The sequence below is a fragment of the Brevundimonas sp. genome, from assembly GCF_031412435.1.
GTDB lineage: Bacteria > Pseudomonadota > Alphaproteobacteria > Caulobacterales > Caulobacteraceae > Brevundimonas.
The window spans coordinates 77,781-97,177 of record NZ_JANODA010000006.1; the positions used below are offsets into that span (position 1 = coordinate 77,781).

17 protein-coding genes are annotated in these 19,397 nt (G+C 68.8%); 12 read left to right on the forward strand and 5 right to left on the reverse strand.

What is annotated here, in order from left to right; translation table 11 throughout:
- Positions 1-115 precede the first annotated feature (115 nt).
- Positions 116-1,075, reverse strand: a complete 960-nt coding sequence (locus RMO01_RS01410; RefSeq protein WP_309627261.1) for a glycosyltransferase family 9 protein — start codon at positions 1,073-1,075, stop codon at positions 116-118.
- 158 nt (positions 1,076-1,233) lie between these two features.
- On the opposite strand from RMO01_RS01410, the gene RMO01_RS01415 reads away from it, so the two are divergent.
- A complete protein-coding gene (locus RMO01_RS01415; RefSeq protein WP_309627262.1) occupies positions 1,234-2,019 on the forward strand; it encodes an alpha/beta hydrolase in 786 nt (261 codons plus the stop codon).
- Here RMO01_RS01415 and RMO01_RS01420 read toward each other — a convergent pair.
- Positions 1,974-3,335: a peptidoglycan DD-metalloendopeptidase family protein gene (locus RMO01_RS01420; protein WP_309627263.1), complete on the reverse strand. Its 1,362-nt coding sequence runs from the start codon at positions 3,333-3,335 to the stop codon at positions 1,974-1,976. The two genes, RMO01_RS01415 and RMO01_RS01420, sit on opposite strands and share 46 nt — an antisense overlap.
- Positions 3,336-3,730: 395 nt before the next feature.
- Here RMO01_RS01420 and RMO01_RS01425 point away from each other — a divergent pair, with 395 nt between their 5' ends.
- The 5 genes from RMO01_RS01425 to RMO01_RS01445 all read left to right on the forward strand — a co-directional run bounded on the left by RMO01_RS01425 (position 3,731) and on the right by RMO01_RS01445 (position 10,236).
- Positions 3,731-6,907: a YdbH domain-containing protein gene (locus RMO01_RS01425; protein ID WP_309627264.1), complete on the forward strand. Its 3,177-nt coding sequence runs from the start codon at positions 3,731-3,733 to the stop codon at positions 6,905-6,907.
- A 76-nt stretch (positions 6,908-6,983) separates the two neighbouring features.
- Entirely contained in the window at positions 6,984-7,181 is a 198-nt protein-coding gene (locus RMO01_RS01430; protein ID WP_309627265.1) for a YnbE family lipoprotein, read from the forward strand.
- A gap of 17 nt (positions 7,182-7,198) precedes the next feature.
- On the forward strand, positions 7,199-7,573 hold the full coding sequence (locus tag RMO01_RS01435) for a YdbL family protein (RefSeq protein WP_309627266.1): 375 nt from the start codon (positions 7,199-7,201) through the stop codon (positions 7,571-7,573).
- Between the two features lie 75 nt (positions 7,574-7,648).
- Positions 7,649-9,697 carry an OPT family oligopeptide transporter gene (locus RMO01_RS01440; protein WP_309627267.1) on the forward strand — a complete coding sequence of 683 codons (2,049 nt, stop codon included), beginning with the start codon at positions 7,649-7,651 and terminating at the stop codon, positions 9,695-9,697.
- A gap of 14 nt (positions 9,698-9,711) precedes the next feature.
- Positions 9,712-10,236 carry a biotin transporter BioY gene (locus RMO01_RS01445; protein WP_309627268.1) on the forward strand — a complete coding sequence of 175 codons (525 nt, stop codon included), beginning with the start codon at positions 9,712-9,714 and terminating at the stop codon, positions 10,234-10,236.
- 3 nt (positions 10,237-10,239) lie between these two features.
- On the opposite strand, the gene RMO01_RS01450 is transcribed toward RMO01_RS01445, so the two are convergent.
- Positions 10,240-10,698: a cytochrome c gene (locus RMO01_RS01450; protein ID WP_309627269.1), complete on the reverse strand. Its 459-nt coding sequence runs from the start codon at positions 10,696-10,698 to the stop codon at positions 10,240-10,242.
- Between the two features lie 181 nt (positions 10,699-10,879).
- On the opposite strand from RMO01_RS01450, the gene typA reads away from it, so the two are divergent.
- Entirely contained in the window at positions 10,880-12,712 is a 1,833-nt protein-coding gene (gene typA, locus RMO01_RS01455) for a translational GTPase TypA (RefSeq protein WP_309627270.1), read from the forward strand.
- 61 nt (positions 12,713-12,773) lie between these two features.
- Here typA and RMO01_RS01460 read toward each other — a convergent pair whose 3' ends face one another.
- Entirely contained in the window at positions 12,774-13,520 is a 747-nt protein-coding gene (locus RMO01_RS01460) for a molybdopterin-synthase adenylyltransferase MoeB (protein ID WP_309627271.1), read from the reverse strand.
- A gap of 31 nt (positions 13,521-13,551) precedes the next feature.
- Entirely contained in the window at positions 13,552-13,941 is a 390-nt protein-coding gene (locus RMO01_RS01465) for a BLUF domain-containing protein (protein ID WP_309627272.1), read from the reverse strand.
- Between the two features lie 143 nt (positions 13,942-14,084).
- Here RMO01_RS01465 and hslV point away from each other — a divergent pair, with 143 nt between their 5' ends.
- The 5 genes from hslV (at position 14,085) to RMO01_RS01490 (ending at position 19,207) form a co-directional block, all read left to right on the forward strand.
- Positions 14,085-14,639, forward strand: a complete 555-nt coding sequence (gene hslV, locus RMO01_RS01470) for an ATP-dependent protease subunit HslV (RefSeq protein ID WP_309627273.1) — start codon at positions 14,085-14,087, stop codon at positions 14,637-14,639.
- Between the two features lie 143 nt (positions 14,640-14,782).
- Positions 14,783-15,670 carry a DUF4440 domain-containing protein gene (locus tag RMO01_RS01475; protein ID WP_309627274.1) on the forward strand — a complete coding sequence of 296 codons (888 nt, stop codon included), beginning with the start codon at positions 14,783-14,785 and terminating at the stop codon, positions 15,668-15,670.
- 19 nt (positions 15,671-15,689) lie between these two features.
- Positions 15,690-16,991 (forward strand): ATP-dependent protease ATPase subunit HslU, encoded by a 1,302-nt coding sequence (hslU, locus tag RMO01_RS01480; RefSeq protein WP_309627275.1) that lies wholly within the window; start codon positions 15,690-15,692, stop codon positions 16,989-16,991.
- Between the two features lie 75 nt (positions 16,992-17,066).
- Positions 17,067-18,224 (forward strand): 23S rRNA (adenine(2503)-C(2))-methyltransferase RlmN, encoded by a 1,158-nt coding sequence (rlmN, locus tag RMO01_RS01485; RefSeq protein ID WP_309627276.1) that lies wholly within the window; start codon positions 17,067-17,069, stop codon positions 18,222-18,224.
- Between the two features lie 197 nt (positions 18,225-18,421).
- Positions 18,422-19,207, forward strand: coding sequence for a DUF3313 family protein (locus RMO01_RS01490; protein ID WP_309627277.1), 786 nt, complete (start codon positions 18,422-18,424; stop codon positions 19,205-19,207).
- Positions 19,208-19,397 lie beyond the last annotated feature (190 nt).

A 19,397-nucleotide genomic window follows, 5' to 3' on the forward strand; every position in this document is an offset into this window, starting at 1 on the left:
CGAATGGGCGTCGTTTCCTTGTGTTTTTGAGACGTCGGCAGTCTTGCAGGGGACAGCGCACGGCGCTCCGCCGCGTTCCCCAAGTCGGCCTATATGAGCCGGAAACGCCCGATCTTCAAGGCTTGGCGGCGTCCGCCGACCCGATCCAGACGTCATGGAGCGCGATCACGGCCTCGAAGACACGCTGGGTCGTCAGAGCCTCTATCGGCGCAAACTCGCCCCGGACCGGGTTGGAGGCGGCGATCGAGGTGCGCGGACCGCGCGGGCCATAGAGCCACCATTCGGTCGGGCCGAACAAGCCCAGCGTCGGCCTTCCGGCGGCCGCAGCCACATGCATCAGGCCGGAATCGTTGCCGACGAACAGGGCCGCCCGGTCGATGGCCGCGGCGGAGGCCAGGATGTCCCCCTGGCCCACGAAGTCGATGGCCAGGGGTCCGGCAGCCTGCAGCGCCGGGGTCGCGGGCGGCCGGTCACCGGGCCCGCCGACGGGCATGAAGCGCCAGCCGGCGAAGCGCGGCTCGGCCTTCAGCATCTGAACCAGTTCGCCCCAGCGGTCGGCGGGCCAGCTCTTCCCGGGCTGGTGGGCGATGGGGGCGAGCGCCATGATCGGTCCGGGTGCGGGCGAGAGCGCGGGGTCGATGACGGCGGCGGCTTCGGCGCGGGCGCGGTCGTCGATGAACAGTTCAGGCTCGAGCGGGGTCGGAGCGCCCATCAGCCGCGAGATCATCTCGACCTTGGGCAGGCCGGTCTCCCAGCGGCGGTTGTAGACGATGCGACGATCGGCGTTCAGCAGGTAGGCGAGGGCCGACCCACGGATGTCGATGACCAGGGCCCAGTGCGTCCCGACGACCTGAAGCCACAGATCCAGCCAGTGTCCGGCGGCCTTCTTCTTGTCGAGCACAATGACCCGTTCGATGCCGGGCGCCGAGCGGAAGAAGGGCGCGGGCGGGCGACCGCAGGCGACGGTGATCTGGGCCCCAGGAACCTGGCGTGCGATCTCGCGGAGGATTCCCGACGAGATGACGCAGTCGCCGATGCGGTTGGAGGTGACGAACAGGACCTTATTGGACGGCACGCGGTTTCGCTTTCTCTGACCCCTTCACCCTGTACCCCGGCGAAGGCCGGGGTCCAGATGGAAGACACCGGCGACGAAGGCAAGAAACTCGTCGTCTGACCCCAGAGTTCTGCCACGCGATCTGGACCCCGGCCGTCGCCGGGGTGCACGGTGTCGGGATGAGCGACATCGGACACCTGAAACGCCCCGACGGCGAGACTATCGCTTACCGGCGCATCGTGGGCGCCGATCCGACCGTGGTCTGGATCGGCGGCTTCCGGTCGGACATGGAGGGGACCAAGGCCCTGGCGCTGGAGGCCGCAGCGATCGAACGCGGCTGGTCCTACGTCCGGTATGACCATTTCGCCCACGGCCGGTCCTCCGGCGACTGGCGCCAGGCCACGATAGGCCGCTGGCGCGAGGACGCCATCGGCCTGATCGACAGTCTGGAAGGCCCGGTCATACCCGTCGGATCATCGATGGGCGGCTGGGTCGCCCTGTTGCTGGCGCTCGCGCGGCCGGAACGGATGCAGGGTCTGGCGCTGGTCAATCCGGCCCAGGATTTCACCGAACGGCTGATGTGGCCGTCGCTGCCGGACCATGTCCGCCAGGCCATCCTGCGCGACGGCGAGGCGCTGATGACCGAGGACGGATTGGGGGACTATGTCTTGACCGCCCGGATGTTCGAGGAGGCGCGGGACTGGCTGCTTCTGGGCGCGCCAATCGCCATTTCGGAGCCCGTGCACATCCTTCAGGGCCGCGCCGACCAGACGGTGCCGGAGGCGCATGCCCTGGCCCTGGTCGGGCGACTGACCGGGGGCGACGTGACGCTGGATCTGGTCGACGGCGGCGACCACCGGCTTTCGACGCCGCGCGATCTGGCGCGGCTGGTCGAGGCGGTGGAGGGCCTTAGAAGCCTTCAGGTTGCGCGGGAGGCGGGACGCAGGCCTTCGACATTGGCCTGAAGCACGGTCGGGCGACGCTCGCCGCCGGCGGCGATGATGCGGTCGATCCGGGCCTTTTCGGCGCGGAAGCCGGCCAGGTCGGCGCCGGCGAGGACGGTGGACTCGTCCATCCGGATGCCGGACGGATTGATCCGCTGACCGTTGCGCCAGATTTCGTAGTGCAGGTGCGGACCGGTCGAGGCGCCGGTCGAACCGACGTAGGCGACGACCTGACCCTGGGACACGCGCTGGCCGGCGCGGATGCCCGAGCCATAGCGCGACAGGTGGCCGTAGCCGGACTCGAGGCCGTTGGCGTGACGGATGCGAAGCCAGTTGCCGTATCCGCCCCAGCGACGCGCCTCGATGACGACGCCGTCCGAGGGGGCCACGATCGGCGTGCCGGTGCCGGCGGCGAAATCGATGCCCTGATGCATCTTGCGATAGCCGGAGATCGGGTGAACGCGGAAACCGAAGCTGGACGACACGCGGGTCGCCCGGTCCAGCGGGGTGCGCATCATCGAGGAGCGCATATTCTTGCCGGTGGCGTCGTAGTACTGGGCCTCACGGGCGCCGGCGGGCTGGTAGCGATAGAAGACCACGCCCTTGAGCTCGGCGTAGAGAAGATCGTCGGTGTCCACCGTGCGGCCGTTCTCGGTGACCGTGCGGCCGAAGACCAGGGTGAACTCGTCGGAGGCGCGCACGTCGCGTTCGAGGTCCAGCTTGTGGGCGAACAACTGGTTGGCCTTGCGACGAATGGCGGCGTCGGCGCCCATGCGCTGGGCGGTGGCCGAGAGGGAGCCGTGAACCTCGCCCTTCAGGACGACGGTCTCATGCGTGACCCGCTCTTCGAGGGCGCGCAGGCGCAGGGCGCCGTCGAAGCTGCGCGACACAGTCAGCTGGCTGGCCGGGCCGGTGCGCATCGTCAGGCCGATCAGGCGGGCGTCGCCGCGGCCGCCGCGCGGACGGGCGATGGCGGTTTCGAACCGCAGACCGGCGCGCATCTGCGACAGGTCGAAGGCGTTGGAGAGGGTGGCGGCGACGGCCGAGGCGTCGGCGGCGCCGATGCCGGTGCGGCGGACGGCCTGTTCGAAGGTTTCGCCGCGACGGATCTGGACGGGAATGGCTTCGGGAGCGGTCAGACCGGCGGGTGTCCCTGCGGCGTCGAACGCGCGGGCCTCCAGCGAGGCGATCTGAAGAGCAGTCAGTTCGGGAACGACTTCGGCCTGCGCGGGTTGATAGACTCGCCCGGCCAGCATGGCCACCGTCACGGCGGCGGCAGCGGTCAGGAGGTGCGGAGCGAAACGCATCGGCTGGCGTCGCGGATCGAACTGGGCCATCGGTCCCCGGCAGAAAACGACGCCAAGCGGCGCCCAATCACACTCAAAGCAAGGATCGCGCCCAAGTCCCCCCGGCCACGAAGCGCGTCCTATACCTTGTGGACCGCATGATGGGAAGACGGGTCGTTACAAATGATTAACCGCAGTGAAGCCGGCCGGTAATTCGACGTGCATTTGGGTATTCCGACAGGTCACGGGACAGTCTATCGCCAAGCTATGTTCGCCTCTGCTGTCGTTCCTGAATCATTGCGAGGCCTTCGCAGCGTCGCCTTCACTCTAAGTGACCGTGGCGCCACTCAATGTGGCACGTCCGCCACGGCTGTTTCGCCACGCAACACCTCTTGGATGCTCAACCGCCTTTCCGTCCCTGTCCGGCACAGGGCGGAGCGCCGCGCATGAGCGATACGCCTCCCGAGAGAAAAATCCGGCGCAGTCATCGCCTGGCGCGCGCAATCGGCGTCGGCCTGGCGGTCGGGCTGATCGTTCTCGCCCTGCTGGCCGCCGTCGCCTGGCTGAACCGGCGGGCGGCGGCGCGGGAAATCCTGGTCGGCTGGCTGGACCGGCGCGGCATCGAGGCCGATGTCGAGATCGAGCGACTGGAGCTGAACGGCTTCGTCGGCAGCGTTCGTATCGGCGACGAACGAAATCCCGACGTCACGATCCACCGCGTCGAAGTCGACTACGCCCTGGGCCTGCCCTGGTCCTCGACCGGTCTCGGCGTGACGCCAAACCGTATTCGTCTGGTCCGGCCGGTGGCGCGCGCCAGCTGGAAGGCGGGCAAACTGTCGTTCGGGTCGCTGGATCCGCTGATCGAGGAGTTGACGGGCCGCCCGCCGCGTCCCGACAGCCGGGGTCCGGTCGTCATCGTCGAGACCGGCCGCCTGAGGGTGGATTCGGAATATGGTCCCGTCTCGTTGCTGGCCGATGCACGCGTCGACAACGGCAAGCTGATGCGGCTGGCCGCGCGGATGCCGGCCGCCTCGCTGAAGAGCGGGGACATCGAGGCGCGGGGTCTCGGCGGCGAGCTGAACCTGACCACGACCGGCGACCGGGTGGCGCTACGCGTCGATCTGGCGGCCGCGGGGTTCGCCGCGTCCGGACTGACCGGCGAGGGCGCCCGCCTGTCGGGGACCGCCGACCTGCCCTATCCCGACCTGAAGACCCGGCGCGGCGACGGGAGAGCGGCCGTCGACCTGACCCTGTCCGGCGACCGGCTGGCGATCGGAGATACGGCGACGACCGGGGCCGTCCTGACCCTGATCGCCAACGGGCAGGTCAGCGGCTGGATCGAGACCCTGGCCTTCAACGGGACGGCCTCGACGCGGCTGCGCGCCGCAAGCGTGTCCGCCCCGGGCCTGTCCGCCCGGGCGGCGGATGTCTCGGCGGCCGAGGCCCGCGTCGCCCTGTTGCGTCGCGCCGATGGCCTGGCGTGGAGCCATGAGGGGCCGGTTCGGCTGACCGCCGCCTCGGGCCGGGCCGGCGATCTGGTCCTGACCGGCGCCGACGTGGCCTCGTCACGGCTGGCGGTCAGCGGCGCGGGCGGCGCCGTCGAGGCCAGCGGTCCGCTGGCGGCGCGTCTGGACCGCGCCGCCTTCGACACCCTGAGCCTGAGCCAGACCACCGGCCGGTTCGACCTCGACTTCGCGTCCGGGCGCTCGACCGCGCTGGTGATGACCGGTTCGCTGGCCTCGGCGAACGGCGCCTGGCCCCTGTTCGGACCGGTGACGTCCGACGACGTGCCGGAACTGGCGGAGATGAAGCGGGCGCTCGGGGCCTTTGCTCTCGACGTTCCGGCCCTGCGTCTGACCAGCGGCGAGGCCGGTCTGGCCGTGACCCTGCCCCGCGCCGCCCGGCTGACGCCGACGAACGGCGGCGCCCTGATCCTCAATCCCGTCGCCACGCCGATCTTCGCGGCCCGCCCCGGTGAACGGGGCGGCGGCGCGCTCAACGTCGTCGCCACGCGCGGACAGGGGCTGCCCGAAGCAACCTTCGCCATCCCGAACTGGCGACTGACGGCCGGAGGGTTCGAGGCCACCCTCGACGGTCGCGCCGCGCTCGACTTCGGCCTCGCGCGCGGGCTGAACGTCCGGACCCGGGGCGTGCTGGCGACCAACGCCGGTCGGCTGACCTATGTCCCGTCCGACTGCCTGACCTTCACCGCCGAACGGCTGGAGCTGGAAGAGAACGACGTCATGGACCTGTCCGGCGGCCTGTGCGCCTCGGGCGGGCCTCTGGTTGTCTCCGAAAACGGCGGCTGGCGCGCAGGCGGACGGTTGAACGACGTCAAGGCCTCGGCGCCCTTCCTTGCGATGACCTTCGACGCCATCCAGGGCACGGCCTTCGCGACGGGTTCCAAAGCCGGCCTCGGGCTGGAGGCCGTGATCGCCTCCGCCGATGTCGAGGACGCCACCCGGCCGCGCCGGTTCAATCCGCTGACCGCCTCCGGCTCGGCGACCCTGGCCGACGAGGCATGGAGCGGCGTCTTCGACCTGGCCCGCAACGACATCGTGCTCGGCAAGCTGACCCTCGCTCACAACGGCCTGACGGGAGAGGGCGGCATCGTCATTGACGCGCCGTCGCTGGTCTTCGCCGAGGGCGGCCTTCAGCCCGCGGACGTCAGCCCCCTGGCCGCCGACTTCGTTCAATCGCCTGCGACGGGCTCGGCTTCGTTCAACGGCCGCCTCAACTGGAGCGACGACCTGCCCGAGGGCACGAGCTCCGGCCGCCTCGCCATCCCCGGTATCGACTTCGTCAGCCCGGCCGGGGCGGTGAAGGGTCTGAGCGGGACGATCGACTTCACCAACCTGGCGCCCCTGACCACCGCGCCGGACCAGACCCTGCGTATCGCCACCCTGGAATCGGTCGCCGATTTCACCGAGCTGGACCTGACCTTCTCGCTCGACAAGGCGGCGATCAGCGTGGCGGGCGGGGAGATCCGGGCGGCGGGCGGCACGGTCAGCGTCGAGCCCTTCTCCGTGCCGCTGGACCGTCGTCCCTTCTCCGGCGTCATCGTGCTGGACCGGGTCCAGCTCGGCGAACTGATCGCTGGCTCGGGCTTCGGCGACCGGGTGAAGCTGGACGCCGTGGTTTCAGGCCGCCTGCCCTTCACCTCAGACCCCGACACGGGCGTGCGGATCGTCGGCGGGACGCTCTATGCCGCCCAGCCGGGGAGGCTGGCGATCGCGCGCGAGGCCCTGTCCGACCTGGAGGCGGGCGGCGGCGGTGACGTACCTGCGAACACCGTCGAGGACCTGGCCTATCAGGCGATGGAGAATCTGGCCTTCGACACCCTGACCGCCGACGTCGACAGCCAGGACCAGGGCCGCCTGGGCGTTCGCTTCCACATCATGGGCCGCCACGATCCGCCCCAGCGCCAGGAACTGCGCCTCAGCCTGTCCGAACTGATCAGCCGGGAGTTTCTGAACCGGACCCTGCCGCTGCCGTCCGGCACCGGGATCAACCTGACGCTCGACACCACCTTGAACCTGAATCAGCTCGTCTCGGACCTGCTGGCGGTCAATCGCGCCCGGAATGGCGATCCTGACCCCGATTCCGGCCCGGACCAGCCTTGACCGTTCAGAGCCCGTTCACGCGACAGGGCGCATCCCCTGTGCCAGTGAGAGCGTTGAAGACCCTGGAGACCGCCCGATGACCCCACCTTCCTCCCGCGCCGTTCGCCTCGGCCTGTTGGCCCTGGCCGCCTCGGCCATGCTGGGCGCCTGCACCCCGACCATCCGTCTGGAGGTCGCGCCGATCGAGATCTACGCCAAGCTGGACGCCGACGTCCGCGTCCGGCTGGACCGCGAGCTGCAGGACCTGCTGGCCGAAAATCCCAATCTCTTCTGATGGAAAAGACCTCTCCCATGACCTTCCGCAAATACTTCGTTCTGGGCGCCGCCGTCGTTGCGCTGGGCGTGGCCGCGGGCGCTGCCCCCCTGAGCAATGCATGGGCTCAGACACCGGCCCAGAAGTCGCTCATCGATGCGGCTAAGGCGCAAGGCGTCGTCGGCGAACAGGCCGACGGCTACCTCGGCATCCGCACCACGGCCGATCCGGAGCTCCGGACCGCCGTCGCCGCCACCAACAGCGCCCGTCGTCAGGTCTATGCCGCCTCGGCCGCCGATGTCGGCACCTCCACCGAGGTCGCCGCCGCCCGGATGTTCGAAAGCCAGCTCCTGCCGCGCATCTCGACGGGCCAGTGGTACCGCAATGCGTCGGGCCAATGGGTGCAGCGCTAACCTCTTCGGCGCCGCAGCGTTGCTAGCGGCGCCGTTTCAGGATTAGGTCTCGCGCTTCTTCGAGGGGACCGCCTGATGACCGATACGCCCGCCGCCGCGCCCAGGAAGCGCGTCGAACTTACGATCCGCGCCCTCGTCCTGGGCTGCTTGCTGGCGGTCGTCTTCACCGCCGCCAACACCTATCTGGGCCTGAAGGTCGGGCTGACCTTCGCCTCGGCGATTCCCGCGGCAGTCATCTCCATGGCCATCCTGCGGATGTTCAAGACCTCCACCATCTGGGAGAATATGACCGTCCAGACCGTGGCCTCGGTCGGCGGGGCCATGAGCTCGATCATCTTCGTCCTGCCGGGCCTGGTCATGGTCGGCTGGTGGCTGGAATTCCCGTTCTGGGAATCGGTGCTGATCTGCGTCTTCGGCGGCATTCTCGGCGTCACCTTCTCCATCCCGCTGCGCCGCGCCCTCGTCGTCGAGGCCGGCCTGCCCTACCCGGAAGGCGTCGCGGCGGCGGAAGTCCTGACGGTCGGCTCACGCGGCGCCGAACAGACCGACAGCGCCGTGCGCGAAAACAAGGCGGGCCTGCTGATCGTGATCGTCGGTTCGCTGGTCTCGGCCGGTTACGCCCTGCTGGTCGCCGGCCGGGTGTTTGCAGGCGAGGCCGCCAGGTTCATCAAGCTGCCGGCGGCGCTCGGCGGCGGCGCGACGGGCATGGGCTTCGGCATGCAGTTCGCGCTTCTGGGCGCCGGTCACCTGATCGGCCTGACCGTGGGTCTGGCCCAGGCGTTCGGCCTGCTGCTGGCCTGGGGCATCGCCGTGCCGATCCTGACCAGCCCGGACACCATAGCCTGGCTGACCGCCCATGGCATCCCCTCCATCGCCACCACCCTGCCGGCCGGCGTGAGCGCCGAGGAGCTCGCCTCGACCGTCTGGAGGCGCGAGGTGCGGTTCATGGGCGCCGGCGTCATCGGCGTCGCCGCCATCTGGACCCTGATCAAACTGGCCGGCCCTCTGATCGGCGGCCTGACCTCCGCGCTCGCCGCCAACCGCCGCCGCAACGCCGGCGAGGTTCTTGACCGCACCGAACAGGATATTCCGATCAACATCGTCGCCGGTCTGTCGGTCGCCTGCCTGATCGGCATCGGCTTCCTGCTGGCTGTCTTCGCCCAAGGCAATCCGACCCTGGCGAGTTCGACCGTACTGCTGGTCGCGGGCGGTCTGATCTATGTCGTGCTGATCGGCTTCGCCGTGGCGGCCATCTGCGGCTACATGGCCGGGCTGATCGGCTCGTCAAACAGCCCGGTGTCGGGCGTCGGCATCCTGGCCATCGTCATCGCCTCGGTGCTGATGCTGGGCGTGCTGGCCCTCGCCGGCCTGCCCGCCGATCCGTCGGTGGTGGCCTTCGCCCTGATCGTGACGGCGGTGGTGTTCGCCGTGGCCGTTATCGCCAATGACAACCTGCAGGACCTGAAGACCGGCCAGCTGGTCCAGGCCACGCCCTGGCGCCAGCAGACGGCGCTGATCGTCGGCGTCATCGCCGGCGCGATCGTCATCCCGCTGATCCTGAACCTGCTCAACCAGGCATTCGGCTTCGAGGGCGGCCCCGCCGGCATCGCCGACGAGCCGTTGGCCGCCCCTCAAGCCACCCTGATCTCGGCCCTGGCGCGCGGCGTCATCGGCGGCGACCTGCGCTGGGACCTGATCGGCATCGGCGCGGTGATCGGGGTGGTCATCATCGTGCTGGACGCCGTCCTGAACGCCTCAACCAAGGGCAAGGTGAAGTTGCCGCCTCTGGCGGTCGGCATCGGCTTCTACCTGCCGGCCGCCGTGACCACGATGTTGGTGATCGGCGCCGTCTGCGGCTGGGTCTACGACAAGGCCATCAAGACCACTCGCTTCGCCGACGTCGGCCGCCGAATGGGCGTGCTGCTGGCCTCCGGCCTGATCGTGGGCGAGAGTCTGTTCCTGGTCATGACGGCCGGGGTCATCGTCGCCACGGGCAATGACGCGCCCTTCGCCATGCTGCCGGAAGGCTCGACCTGGCCGGCGATGCTCTCGGGAATCGCGGTCTTCATGGTGCTGACGCTGGCGCTCTACGCCTGGATCCGCAGCCGCTCGGCCAAGGTCTGAGCCCAACGGCCGAAATGGACTGGCTGAAGACGCCCGGGGTGCGAGCCCTGGGCGTCGTACTGTTCGCCATCCTGACGGCGGTGGGGGCGCAGGTCAGCCTGCCCATGGTTCCCGTGCCGATGACGCTCCAGAGCCTGGCCGTCGTCCTGGCGGGCGGTGTTCTGGGTCCGCGCGGCGGCGTTGCGGCGATGGGACTGTATCTCGCGGCGGCGGCCGTCGGCCTTCCGGTGCTGTCGGACGGGCGCGGCGGGATGGCGGCCCTGACCGGACCGACGGCAGGCTATCTGGTCGGGTTCGTCCTGGCCGCCTGGGCCTCGGGCGAGGCCGGGCGCCGGGGCTGGCTCAGGCGCCCGCTACCGGGCATCGTCATCCTCAGCGCAGCCCACCTGTCGATCCTGCTGCCCGGTGCGGCCTGGCTGGCGCTCGACATCGGCTGGACCGCCGCCATGTCCGGAGGCTTTACGCCCTTCCTGGCCGGCGCGGTCGTCAAATCGTCGGCGGCCTGGCTGATCCTGACGGCTGCAATCCGACGCGGCTGACGCCTACGACCGGTAGGCGTCGTGGCAAGACTGGCAGGACGCCCGCACAACCATGAACTGGGCCTGGGCGCCCGCCGTGTCGCCGGCGGCGATCCGTTCCTGCAGACGGGCGGCGGCGGCGGCGTAGTCGCCCGCACGGGCTTCAAAGCCCGCGCGATCCGTCCAGATCTCGGGTTTGGCCTTGGTCGCCGCGCCGAGCGCGTCCGGGCCTGTGCCGGCCGGGAACATCCCGGGCAGGGCGGCGGCCCAGCGGGTCAGGGCCGCAGAACTGAAGCCCATCGACTGGGCCGGCGCTCCGGCGTCCAGCGCCGCGTTGATGGAGCCCATGGTCACGCCGGACATCATCAGGGCCGCCTGGCGCGCCGCGACGATCTCGGCCGGAGACATCGCGTCTTCCCCAGCCCCCGCCGCCCCGCCGGCGCACATCAGGGCCACGGCCCCCGCCACGATCAAACGCTTCATCCGCCCGCTCCCTGAATCAGGGTTCGAACGCTGCTCCCCGACCGAAGGACTGTCAAACGGTCGCCATCTTGGGGCGCTATGGCCTTTCCGGCGCCCAGCCTGTAAGAGGCGCGCGCTCCCCGCATGACGCCTCTAACGAGCGGCCACCGCATTGTCGGCCGCCTATTCGCATTGAAACAGAATGAACCTTCGCAACGTCGCCATCATCGCCCACGTCGACCACGGCAAAACGACCCTGGTGGACCAACTCCTGGCCCAGTCCGGCGTCTTCCGAGCCAATGAGGCCCAGACCGAACGGGCGATGGACTCCAACGACCAGGAGAAGGAGCGCGGCATCACCATCCTGGCCAAGTGCACCTCGGTGCTCTGGAACGGCAAGGCCGGCGAAACCCGCATCAACATCATCGACACCCCCGGCCACGCCGACTTCGGCGGCGAGGTCGAGCGCATCCTCGGGATGGTCGACGGCTGCGTCATCCTGGTGGACGCCGAAGAGGGCGTCATGCCCCAGACCAAGTTCGTCCTGACCAAGGCGCTGAAGATGGGTCTGCGGCCCATCCTCTGCATCAACAAGGTCGACCGCGCCCACGCCGATCCGGACCGCGTTCACAACGAGACCTTCGACCTGTTCGCCGCCATCGGCGCGACGGACGAGCAGCTGGACTTCCCCCACATCTACGCCTCGGGCCGTAACGGCTGGGCGACGATGGATCTGAACCAGCCGAACGACAACCTGGCTCCCCTGTTCGACCTGATCGTCGATCACGTCCCGCCGCCCAAGGTGCAGGACAACAAGGACAAGCCGTTCCAGATGCTGAACGTGCTGATCGAGTCCGATCCGTTCCTGGGCCGCATCCTGACCGGCCGTATCGAGAGCGGCAAGGCGATCCCCGGCATGGCGATCCACGCCCTGGACCGCGAAGGCAAGGAAATCGAACGCGGCCGCATCACCAAGGTCCTGGCCTTCCGCGGCCTGAAGCGCACCGCCCTAGACGAGGGTTCGGAAGCGGGCGACATCGTCGCTATCGCCGGCATGTCCAAGGCGACCGTGGCCGACACCCTGTGCGCCATGGAAGTCACCGACGCCCTGCCGGCCCAGCCGATCGATCCGCCGACCATCTCCATGACCGTCTCGGTGAACGACAGCCCCCTGGCCGGCCGCGAAGGCGACACGGTTCAGTCGCGGGTCATCCGCGATCGCCTGCTCAAGGAAGCCGAAGCCAACGTCGCCATCCGCGTCACGACGACCGAAGGCGGCGACGCCTATGAGGTCGCCGGCCGCGGCGAACTGCAGCTGGGCGTTCTGATCGAGAACATGCGCCGCGAAGGCTTCGAGGTCTCGATCTCGCGTCCTCGCGTTGTTTTCCAGACCGGCGAGAACGGCGAGAAGCTGGAGCCGATCGAGGATGTCATGATCGACGTCGACGACGAATTCTCGGGCGTGGTCATCGAGAAGCTGTCGGCGCGCAAGGCCGAGATGACCGACATGGGTCCGTCGGGCGCCGGCAAGACCCGCATCAGCCTGAAGGCCCCGTCCCGCTCGCTGATCGGCTATCAGGGCGAGTTCCTGACCGACACGCGCGGTTCGGGCGTGCTGAACCGTGTGTTCAGCCACTACGAAGCCTACAAGGGCGACATCGCCGGCCGCCTGAAGGGCGTGCTGATCTCCAACTCGGACGGCGAAACCGCCGCCTTCGCCCTGTGGAATCTCGAAGATCGCGGCGTCATGTTCGTCGGCGCCGGCGAGAAGACCTATGAGGGCATGATCATCGGCGAGAACGCCCGCTGGGACGACCTGGACGTCAACCCGATCAAGGGCAAGCAACTGACCAACGTCCGCGCCTCCGGCAAGGACGAGGCCGTGCGCCTGACCCCGCCGCGCCAGATGTCGCTGGAACAGGCCATCGCCTACATCTCCGACGACGAGCTGGTGGAAGTGACGCCGAAGTCGATCCGCCTGCGCAAGCAGACGCTGAACCCGTCGTTCCGCAAGAAGCGCACGCGTCCGGAATAGGCGCGCGGCGCTTTCGAGGCTGAGGTCAGGGGCGCACGAGCCATCGTGCGCCCCTTCTTCGTCACTCCGGCCGACTCCCGCAGACCGGACAGGCAGGATCGGCCATCACCGTCACCGTCCGGCTGGTCGCCGCAAGACCATCGTAGAGCATCAGCCGGCCGGTCAGGGGTTCGCCCGCGCCAGTGATCAGCTTGATCGCCTCCAGCGCCGTCATGGCCCCGATCACGCCCGCCAGGGCGCCCACGACGCCGACGCGGGCGCAGGTCTCGGCATCCGGCGGGCTCTCCGGCACCAGGCAGTGATAGCAGGGCTTCCCGGCGAACACCCCGACCTGGCCCGTCCAGCGACCGAGCGCGCCGGAGACCAGCGGAACTCCGGCTGACACGCAGGCCGCGTTGACGGCATACCGGGTCTCGAAATCGTCGGTGCCGTCCAACACCACATCCGCCCCGACGATGACCGAAGCCGCGTTCTCCGCCGTCATGGGATGGTTCAGCGCCTCGACGCGGACATGGGGATTGATGGCGCCCAGCCGTCCGGCGGCCGCCTCGACCTTCGGCCGATCAATGTCGGCCGTGTCGAACAGGATCTGCCGCTGGAGATTGGACAGGGAGACGGCGTCGCCGTCGATGATGCGCAAGGTTCCGACGCCCGCTGCGGCCAGATAGAGCGCGGCCGGGCCACCCACTCCGCCGGCGCCGACGATGGTCACCGAGGCCGCCTTCAATCGCTGTTGTCCGGGCCCGCCGACTTCCGACAGCACCAGGTGCCGGGCGTAGCGCTCAACCTCTTCGGGGGAGAAACTCATGCGCCTCAGTTAGGCGCGACTGACTCCGACGTCACGCCGCCTGTTTCAGTTCCACGATCTGCTCGGCCTGATAGCCTGTAATTTCGGCCAGGTCGGACAGGTGAATGGCGGCCAGGACGCCCCGGGGGTTGTCGCAAAGGGTCATCGTTTCGCTGAACGACCGTTCGGCAATCGGCTTGTCGATCAGGACGCGCAGGTTCTTCAGGCGGCGATCCTCCGACATACGACGAACCAGCCGGTCGACATCAGTGCGACGGCCTTCGATGCCGTGCAAGCACCACCCATCGAGGAACATCAGGCCGCTGGTGATGTGATCACGGCGATTGTTACGTTCCGACACGCCGAGAATCTGCGCGAGCGACAGGGTCGACACACCGGTCGAGCCGACAGTTTCGGCGGCAATGATCACGCGATAAAGCAAAGCTTATCCTCGGAAACGGCTGTTTCTGGTCCTGATTATGCCGTTGTAACCCGTTACATCGGTCAAAATATGGCTAAGATGGAACGCTGTTTTTGCAAAGCTTTCGACTTGCCCCGCCGCATTTCGGTCGCCATCTGAGCCGGATGACCCAGACACCCGGCAGCTTCCCCGACTGGCACGGCACCACCATTCTGGCGGTCCGCAAGGATGGCAGGACCGTCATCGCCGGCGACGGCCAGGTCTCGATGGGCGCCACCATCGTCAAGGGCGCGGCCCGCAAGGTGCGCACCCTGGCGGGCGGCAAGGTTCTGGCGGGCTTCGCCGGGGCCACGGCCGACGCCTTCACCCTGATCGAGCGCCTTGAGGCCAAGCTGGAACAGTATCCGGACCAACTGGCCCGGGCCTGCGTCGACCTGGCCAAGGACTGGCGCACCGACCGCTATCTGCGCCGGCTGGAGGCCATGCTGCTGGTCGCCGACAAGGACGCGATCTTCACCGTCACCGGCGTCGGCGACGTTCTCGAGCCGGAATACGGCGTCGCCGCCGTCGGCTCCGGCGGCAACTACGCGCTCGCCGCCGCCCGCGCCCTGATCGACAACACGGACATGGACGCCGAGGCGGTCGCCCGCCGGGCCATGGCCATCGCCGCGGACATCTGCGTCTACACCAACGGCAACCTGACGGTGGAACGGCTCTAGGCCGAAGCCCCGAGAGGCCTCGCGTCGAGCGAGGCCCCCCAAAAACGTCCAGTCAGAAACCGTCAGGCTTGGCGTGGCCCGGGTTTCCGCGATTTAACGGGACATCCATGCCGATCCCGGCATGACTGACGACGGGAGTCCCCATGCCTCGTCTGATCCTTTTCGCCGCCCTGCTACTGGCCTTCGCCCGTCCGGCGTGGGCCCAGCCCGCCGAGGCCTCGCAGATCGTGGCGGCGGAGCGCGCCTTCGCGGCCGACGGCCTGATCATGGGCGTCGACGGCGCCTTCCTGAAGTGGTCGACCGCCGACGCCGTCATGATCGCGGGCGGAGCGCCACGACTGGCGCACGAGATTCTCGACCCGGCCGCCGTCTTCGATCCGACCGCGCCGTCGCTGGTCTGGTGGCCAAACTGGGCGGGAATCTCGAAGTCCGGCGACCTCGGCTTCACCACCGGCGGAGTGGAGGTGGGCGGCGTTCGCACCGGTCACTACTTCACCATCTGGCAGCGCCAGGACGACGGGTCATGGAAGTGGATCTATGACGGCGGGGTCGCCGCCAGCGCCGCCGGGGTTCCCGGCCCCGAGACCGAGCCCCTGCTCCTGCCCACCTCCATCCTCGAATCGTCCAGTCCGGACGCCGCGATGTCCGAGGTCCGCACCGTGGAGGCCGTCCTTGCCGCCTCGGCCCTGCGCGACCAGAAAGAGGCGCACCTGTCGCTCCTGGCGCCCGACGGCCGCCTCTATGTCGCTCCCCTGCCGCCGGCCATAGGAGCGGACGCCTTCCCCGCCGCACTCGACGGCTGGCCGTACAGTTTCGAGCTCAGCACCCCGTTCGGCGGCGGGTCCTCGGCGGCCGGCGACATGGTCTGGACCTACGGCCGCGCGCTGTGGACCCGCGACGAGGCCCCGCGCGCCGGCCACTATGTGCACCTGTGGCAGAAGCGATCGATGGGCTGGGTGCTGGTCTTCGCCCAGATCATCAACGATCCGCCCGCCGCTCCTGTGACATCTCCCCCTCCCGCTGCGGGCTGACAGCGACTATCTGCGGAACATGACCGACCTGTCTCCCCGCGAAATCGTCTCCGAACTCGACCGCTTCATCGTCGGCCAGCACGACGCCAAGCGCGCCGTCGCCGTGGCCCTGCGGAACCGCTGGCGCAGGAAGCGCGTGCCCGACGATCTGCGCGACGAGGTCACGCCCAAGAACATCCTGATGATCGGCCCGACCGGCGTCGGCAAGACCGAGATCGCTCGCCGCCTCGCCCGCCTCGCCGGCTCGCCCTTCCTCAAGGTCGAGGCGACAAAATTCACCGAAGTCGGCTACGTCGGCCGCGACGTCGATCAGATCATGCGCGACCTGGTCGAGGCAGCCCTGGTCATGGTGAGGGATGCCCGACGCACCGGCGTCCGCGCCAAGGCCGAAGCCGCCGCCGAGGAGCGTATCCTCGACGGCCTGGTCGGTCCGGGCGCCCAGCCCGCGACCCGCGACAGTTTCCGCAAGAAGCTGCGCGCCGGCGAGATGGACGACAAGGAGATCGAGATCCAGCTGGCCGACACCTCATCCCCGATCCAGGGGCTGGACGTCGGCGGCGGCGGCAATGTCGGCCTGCTCAATCTGTCGGACATGCTGGGCAAGCTCGGCGGCGGTCGCACGAAGTCGGTGCGCACCACGGTCAAGGATGCCCTCGCCCCGCTGGTGACCGAAGAGAGCGACAAGCTGCTGGATCAGGACAGCCTGAACCGCGACGCCCTTCTGCTGGCCGAGAACGAAGGCATCGTCTTCATCGACGAGATCGACAAGGTCGCCGGGCGGCAAGACCGCGGCGGCGCCGACGTGTCGCGGGAAGGCGTCCAGCGCGACCTGCTGCCCCTGATCGAGGGGACCACGGTCTCGACCAAATACGGGCCGGTGAAGTCCGACCACGTGCTGTTCATCGCCTCGGGCGCCTTCCACGTCGCCAAGCCCAGCGACCTGCTGCCCGAACTCCAGGGTCGTCTGCCGATCCGGGTCGAGCTGAAGGCCCTGACACGCGACGACTTCGTGCGCATTCTGACCGAGCCCGAGGCCAACCTGATCCGCCAGAACCAGGCCCTGCTGGCGACGGAGGACGTGACGCTGGAGTTCACCCCGGACGCGGTCGAGGCGCTTGCCGACGCTGCGGTGGCGGCCAACGGCGCGGTCGAGAACATCGGGGCGCGGCGTCTGGTCACCGTGATCGAACGGGTGCTGGAGGAGACCTCGTTCAAGGCCTCGGACCTCAACGGCCAGACCCTGACCTTCGACGGCGACGCGGTGCGCGAGAAGGTCGGCGACCTGTCGAAGAACGCGGACCTCAGCCGGTTCATCCTGTGACCGACCGGCGTTGGCCTTAAATCCATCCCGATCCGTGCTATAAGGCGCGTTCCCCTCCACCCAGGATCACCGCCCGTGAGCGTTACGCTCGACCTGTCGCCCACCTCTGCCCCGGCCAAATCGGCCCCTGTCAACCTGTCCGGTCTGACGCGCGCGGGCCTGCGCCAGGCGCTGATCGACGCCGACATCTGTCCGCCCGAGAAGGCGAAGATGCGCGCCTCGCAGGTGTGGGGATGGATCCACCACTATGGCGTGACCGACTTCGCGGCGATGACCAATATCGCCCGCACCGCCCAGGAGGCCATGGCCGCCGCCTTCACCCTGGCCCGTCCCGAGATCGTCGAGCGCCAGGTGTCGAACGACGGCACGCGCAAATGGCTGATCCGCACCGCGCCGGGCATCGAGATCGAGACCGTCTATATCCCGGACGTGGGTCGCGCCGGGGCCCTGTGCGTCTCGTCCCAGGTCGGCTGCACCCTGAACTGCACCTTCTGCCACACGGGCACCCAGAAGCTGGTCCGCAACCTGACCGCCGCAGAAATCGTGGCCCAGGTCCAGGTGGCCCGCGACGACCTCGACGAATGGCCGTCCCCCAAGGAAGACCGCCGCCTGTCGAACATCGTCTTCATGGGCATGGGCGAGCCGCTGTACAATCTCGACCACGTCTCCGACGCGATCGACATCATCTCGGACAACGAGGGCATCGCCCTGTCGCGTCGCCGGATCACGGTCTCGACCAGTGGCGTGGTGCCCCAGCTCGATGCCCTGGGCGCCCGGACCCAGGCCATGCTGGCGATCAGCCTGCACGCCACCAACGACGCCCTGCGCGACGTCCTCGTGCCGCTGAACAAGAAATACGATCTCGAAACCCTGATGGACGGCATCCGCGCCTATCCCGGCATCTCCAACGCCCGCCGGGTGACCTTCGAATATGTGATGCTGAAGGGCGTCAACGACAGCCCCGACGAGGCCCGCGCCCTGTTGAAGCTGATCGAGGGCATCCCGGCCAAGGTCAACCTGATCCCGTTCAACCCCTGGCCCGGCACGGACTATGAGTGTTCAGACTGGAAGACGATCGAACGCTTCGCCGCCATCCTCAACAAGGCCGGCTACGCCTCGCCCATCCGAACGCCGCGCGGCCGCGACATCCTCGCCGCCTGCGGCCAGCTGAAGTCCGAGAGCGAAAAGGTCCGGGCGAGCGCGCTCAGGAAGGCCGAGCAGGCGGCGGCCTAGGCTGCAATCGTGGCTGAAATCGAAGCAAGCTGGACGGCAATCTTCAAGGCGCGTCGACGGCCAAGACCGCGAACGACGCAGGCTGTCCCGGTGAAGTGGGCAGACCGCGCCTTCGAAGCTGAAAACTGTGACACCATGGCGATGATCCTTTCAGCTCCTGTGGTGTTAAGCCGCCTCTTCCCCTTCGGATACTCCTCATGACCCAACGCCTTCTTCGGGCCGCCCCCGTTCTGCTCGTCAGCGCGCTCGCCCTCGCCGCCTGCCAGACGGCGCCCGCAGCGAATGCGGGGTTCCTGCAGACCTATGACGGGCTTCAAACCAAGGAGGGCACGCTTCGGGTCTCCGTCCGCGACCGTCGCGACGACGCGGCGTCTCAGGGCGTCGAGCGGGTCTTCATCGAGCCGTCGGTCCTGAGCCCCGGGGCCGCCGAGGGTATCGCCCCGGTCGATGTCGCCCTGGTGCTGGGCGAGGTGGATCGTCAGGTCTGCTACGAGATCAGCGAGCGGTTCACCGTTCTGCCGGCCCCCGCGACCGACGCCGCGCGCGTGCGCACCGCCGTGACGCGGATCGTTCCCACCGGGGCGGTCGGGTCGGGCGCCTCGGCCGTCGCCAACTTCTTCATTCCCGGTCCCATCGGCGTGCGCCCTCCGGGCACCACCGGCATGCTGGCCGCCGAGGCTGAGCTGGTCATCGAGGGCGGAACCCAGGTCGCCGCCCTCGCCTGGGCGCGCTCGGCCAATGTCGTGGGCATGGACACGCCGTCCCTGTCGCGCGTCGGCGACGCCCTGCAGTTCGCGGAACTGTTCGGCGACCAGGTCGGCGACAGTTTCGCGCCGAAGGACCGCGCGGTCCGCGCCATCGCCACGCCCGATCCCTGCGAACGCTTCGGCCCGCGCGAGCAGCCGGGCGGTTTCATCACCCGGGCCGTGACCGGCCTCTACGTGCCCGAGACCCAGGGCGTGCGGTCGCAGACGCCGCAGTAACTATTCCTCCCCCGACGGGGAGGTGGCGCGGCGCGGCTTCGCGACGTGACGGAGGGGGCCCACCCCGGGCGCCGGCGTTTGAAGTCGGCCCCCTCCATCACTTCGTGGCCCCCTCCCCCGACGGGGGAGGATTAAGGCATCATATAAAGACATCCTTATATGATTCTTGCCCAATGGTCGTTGGCGGGCT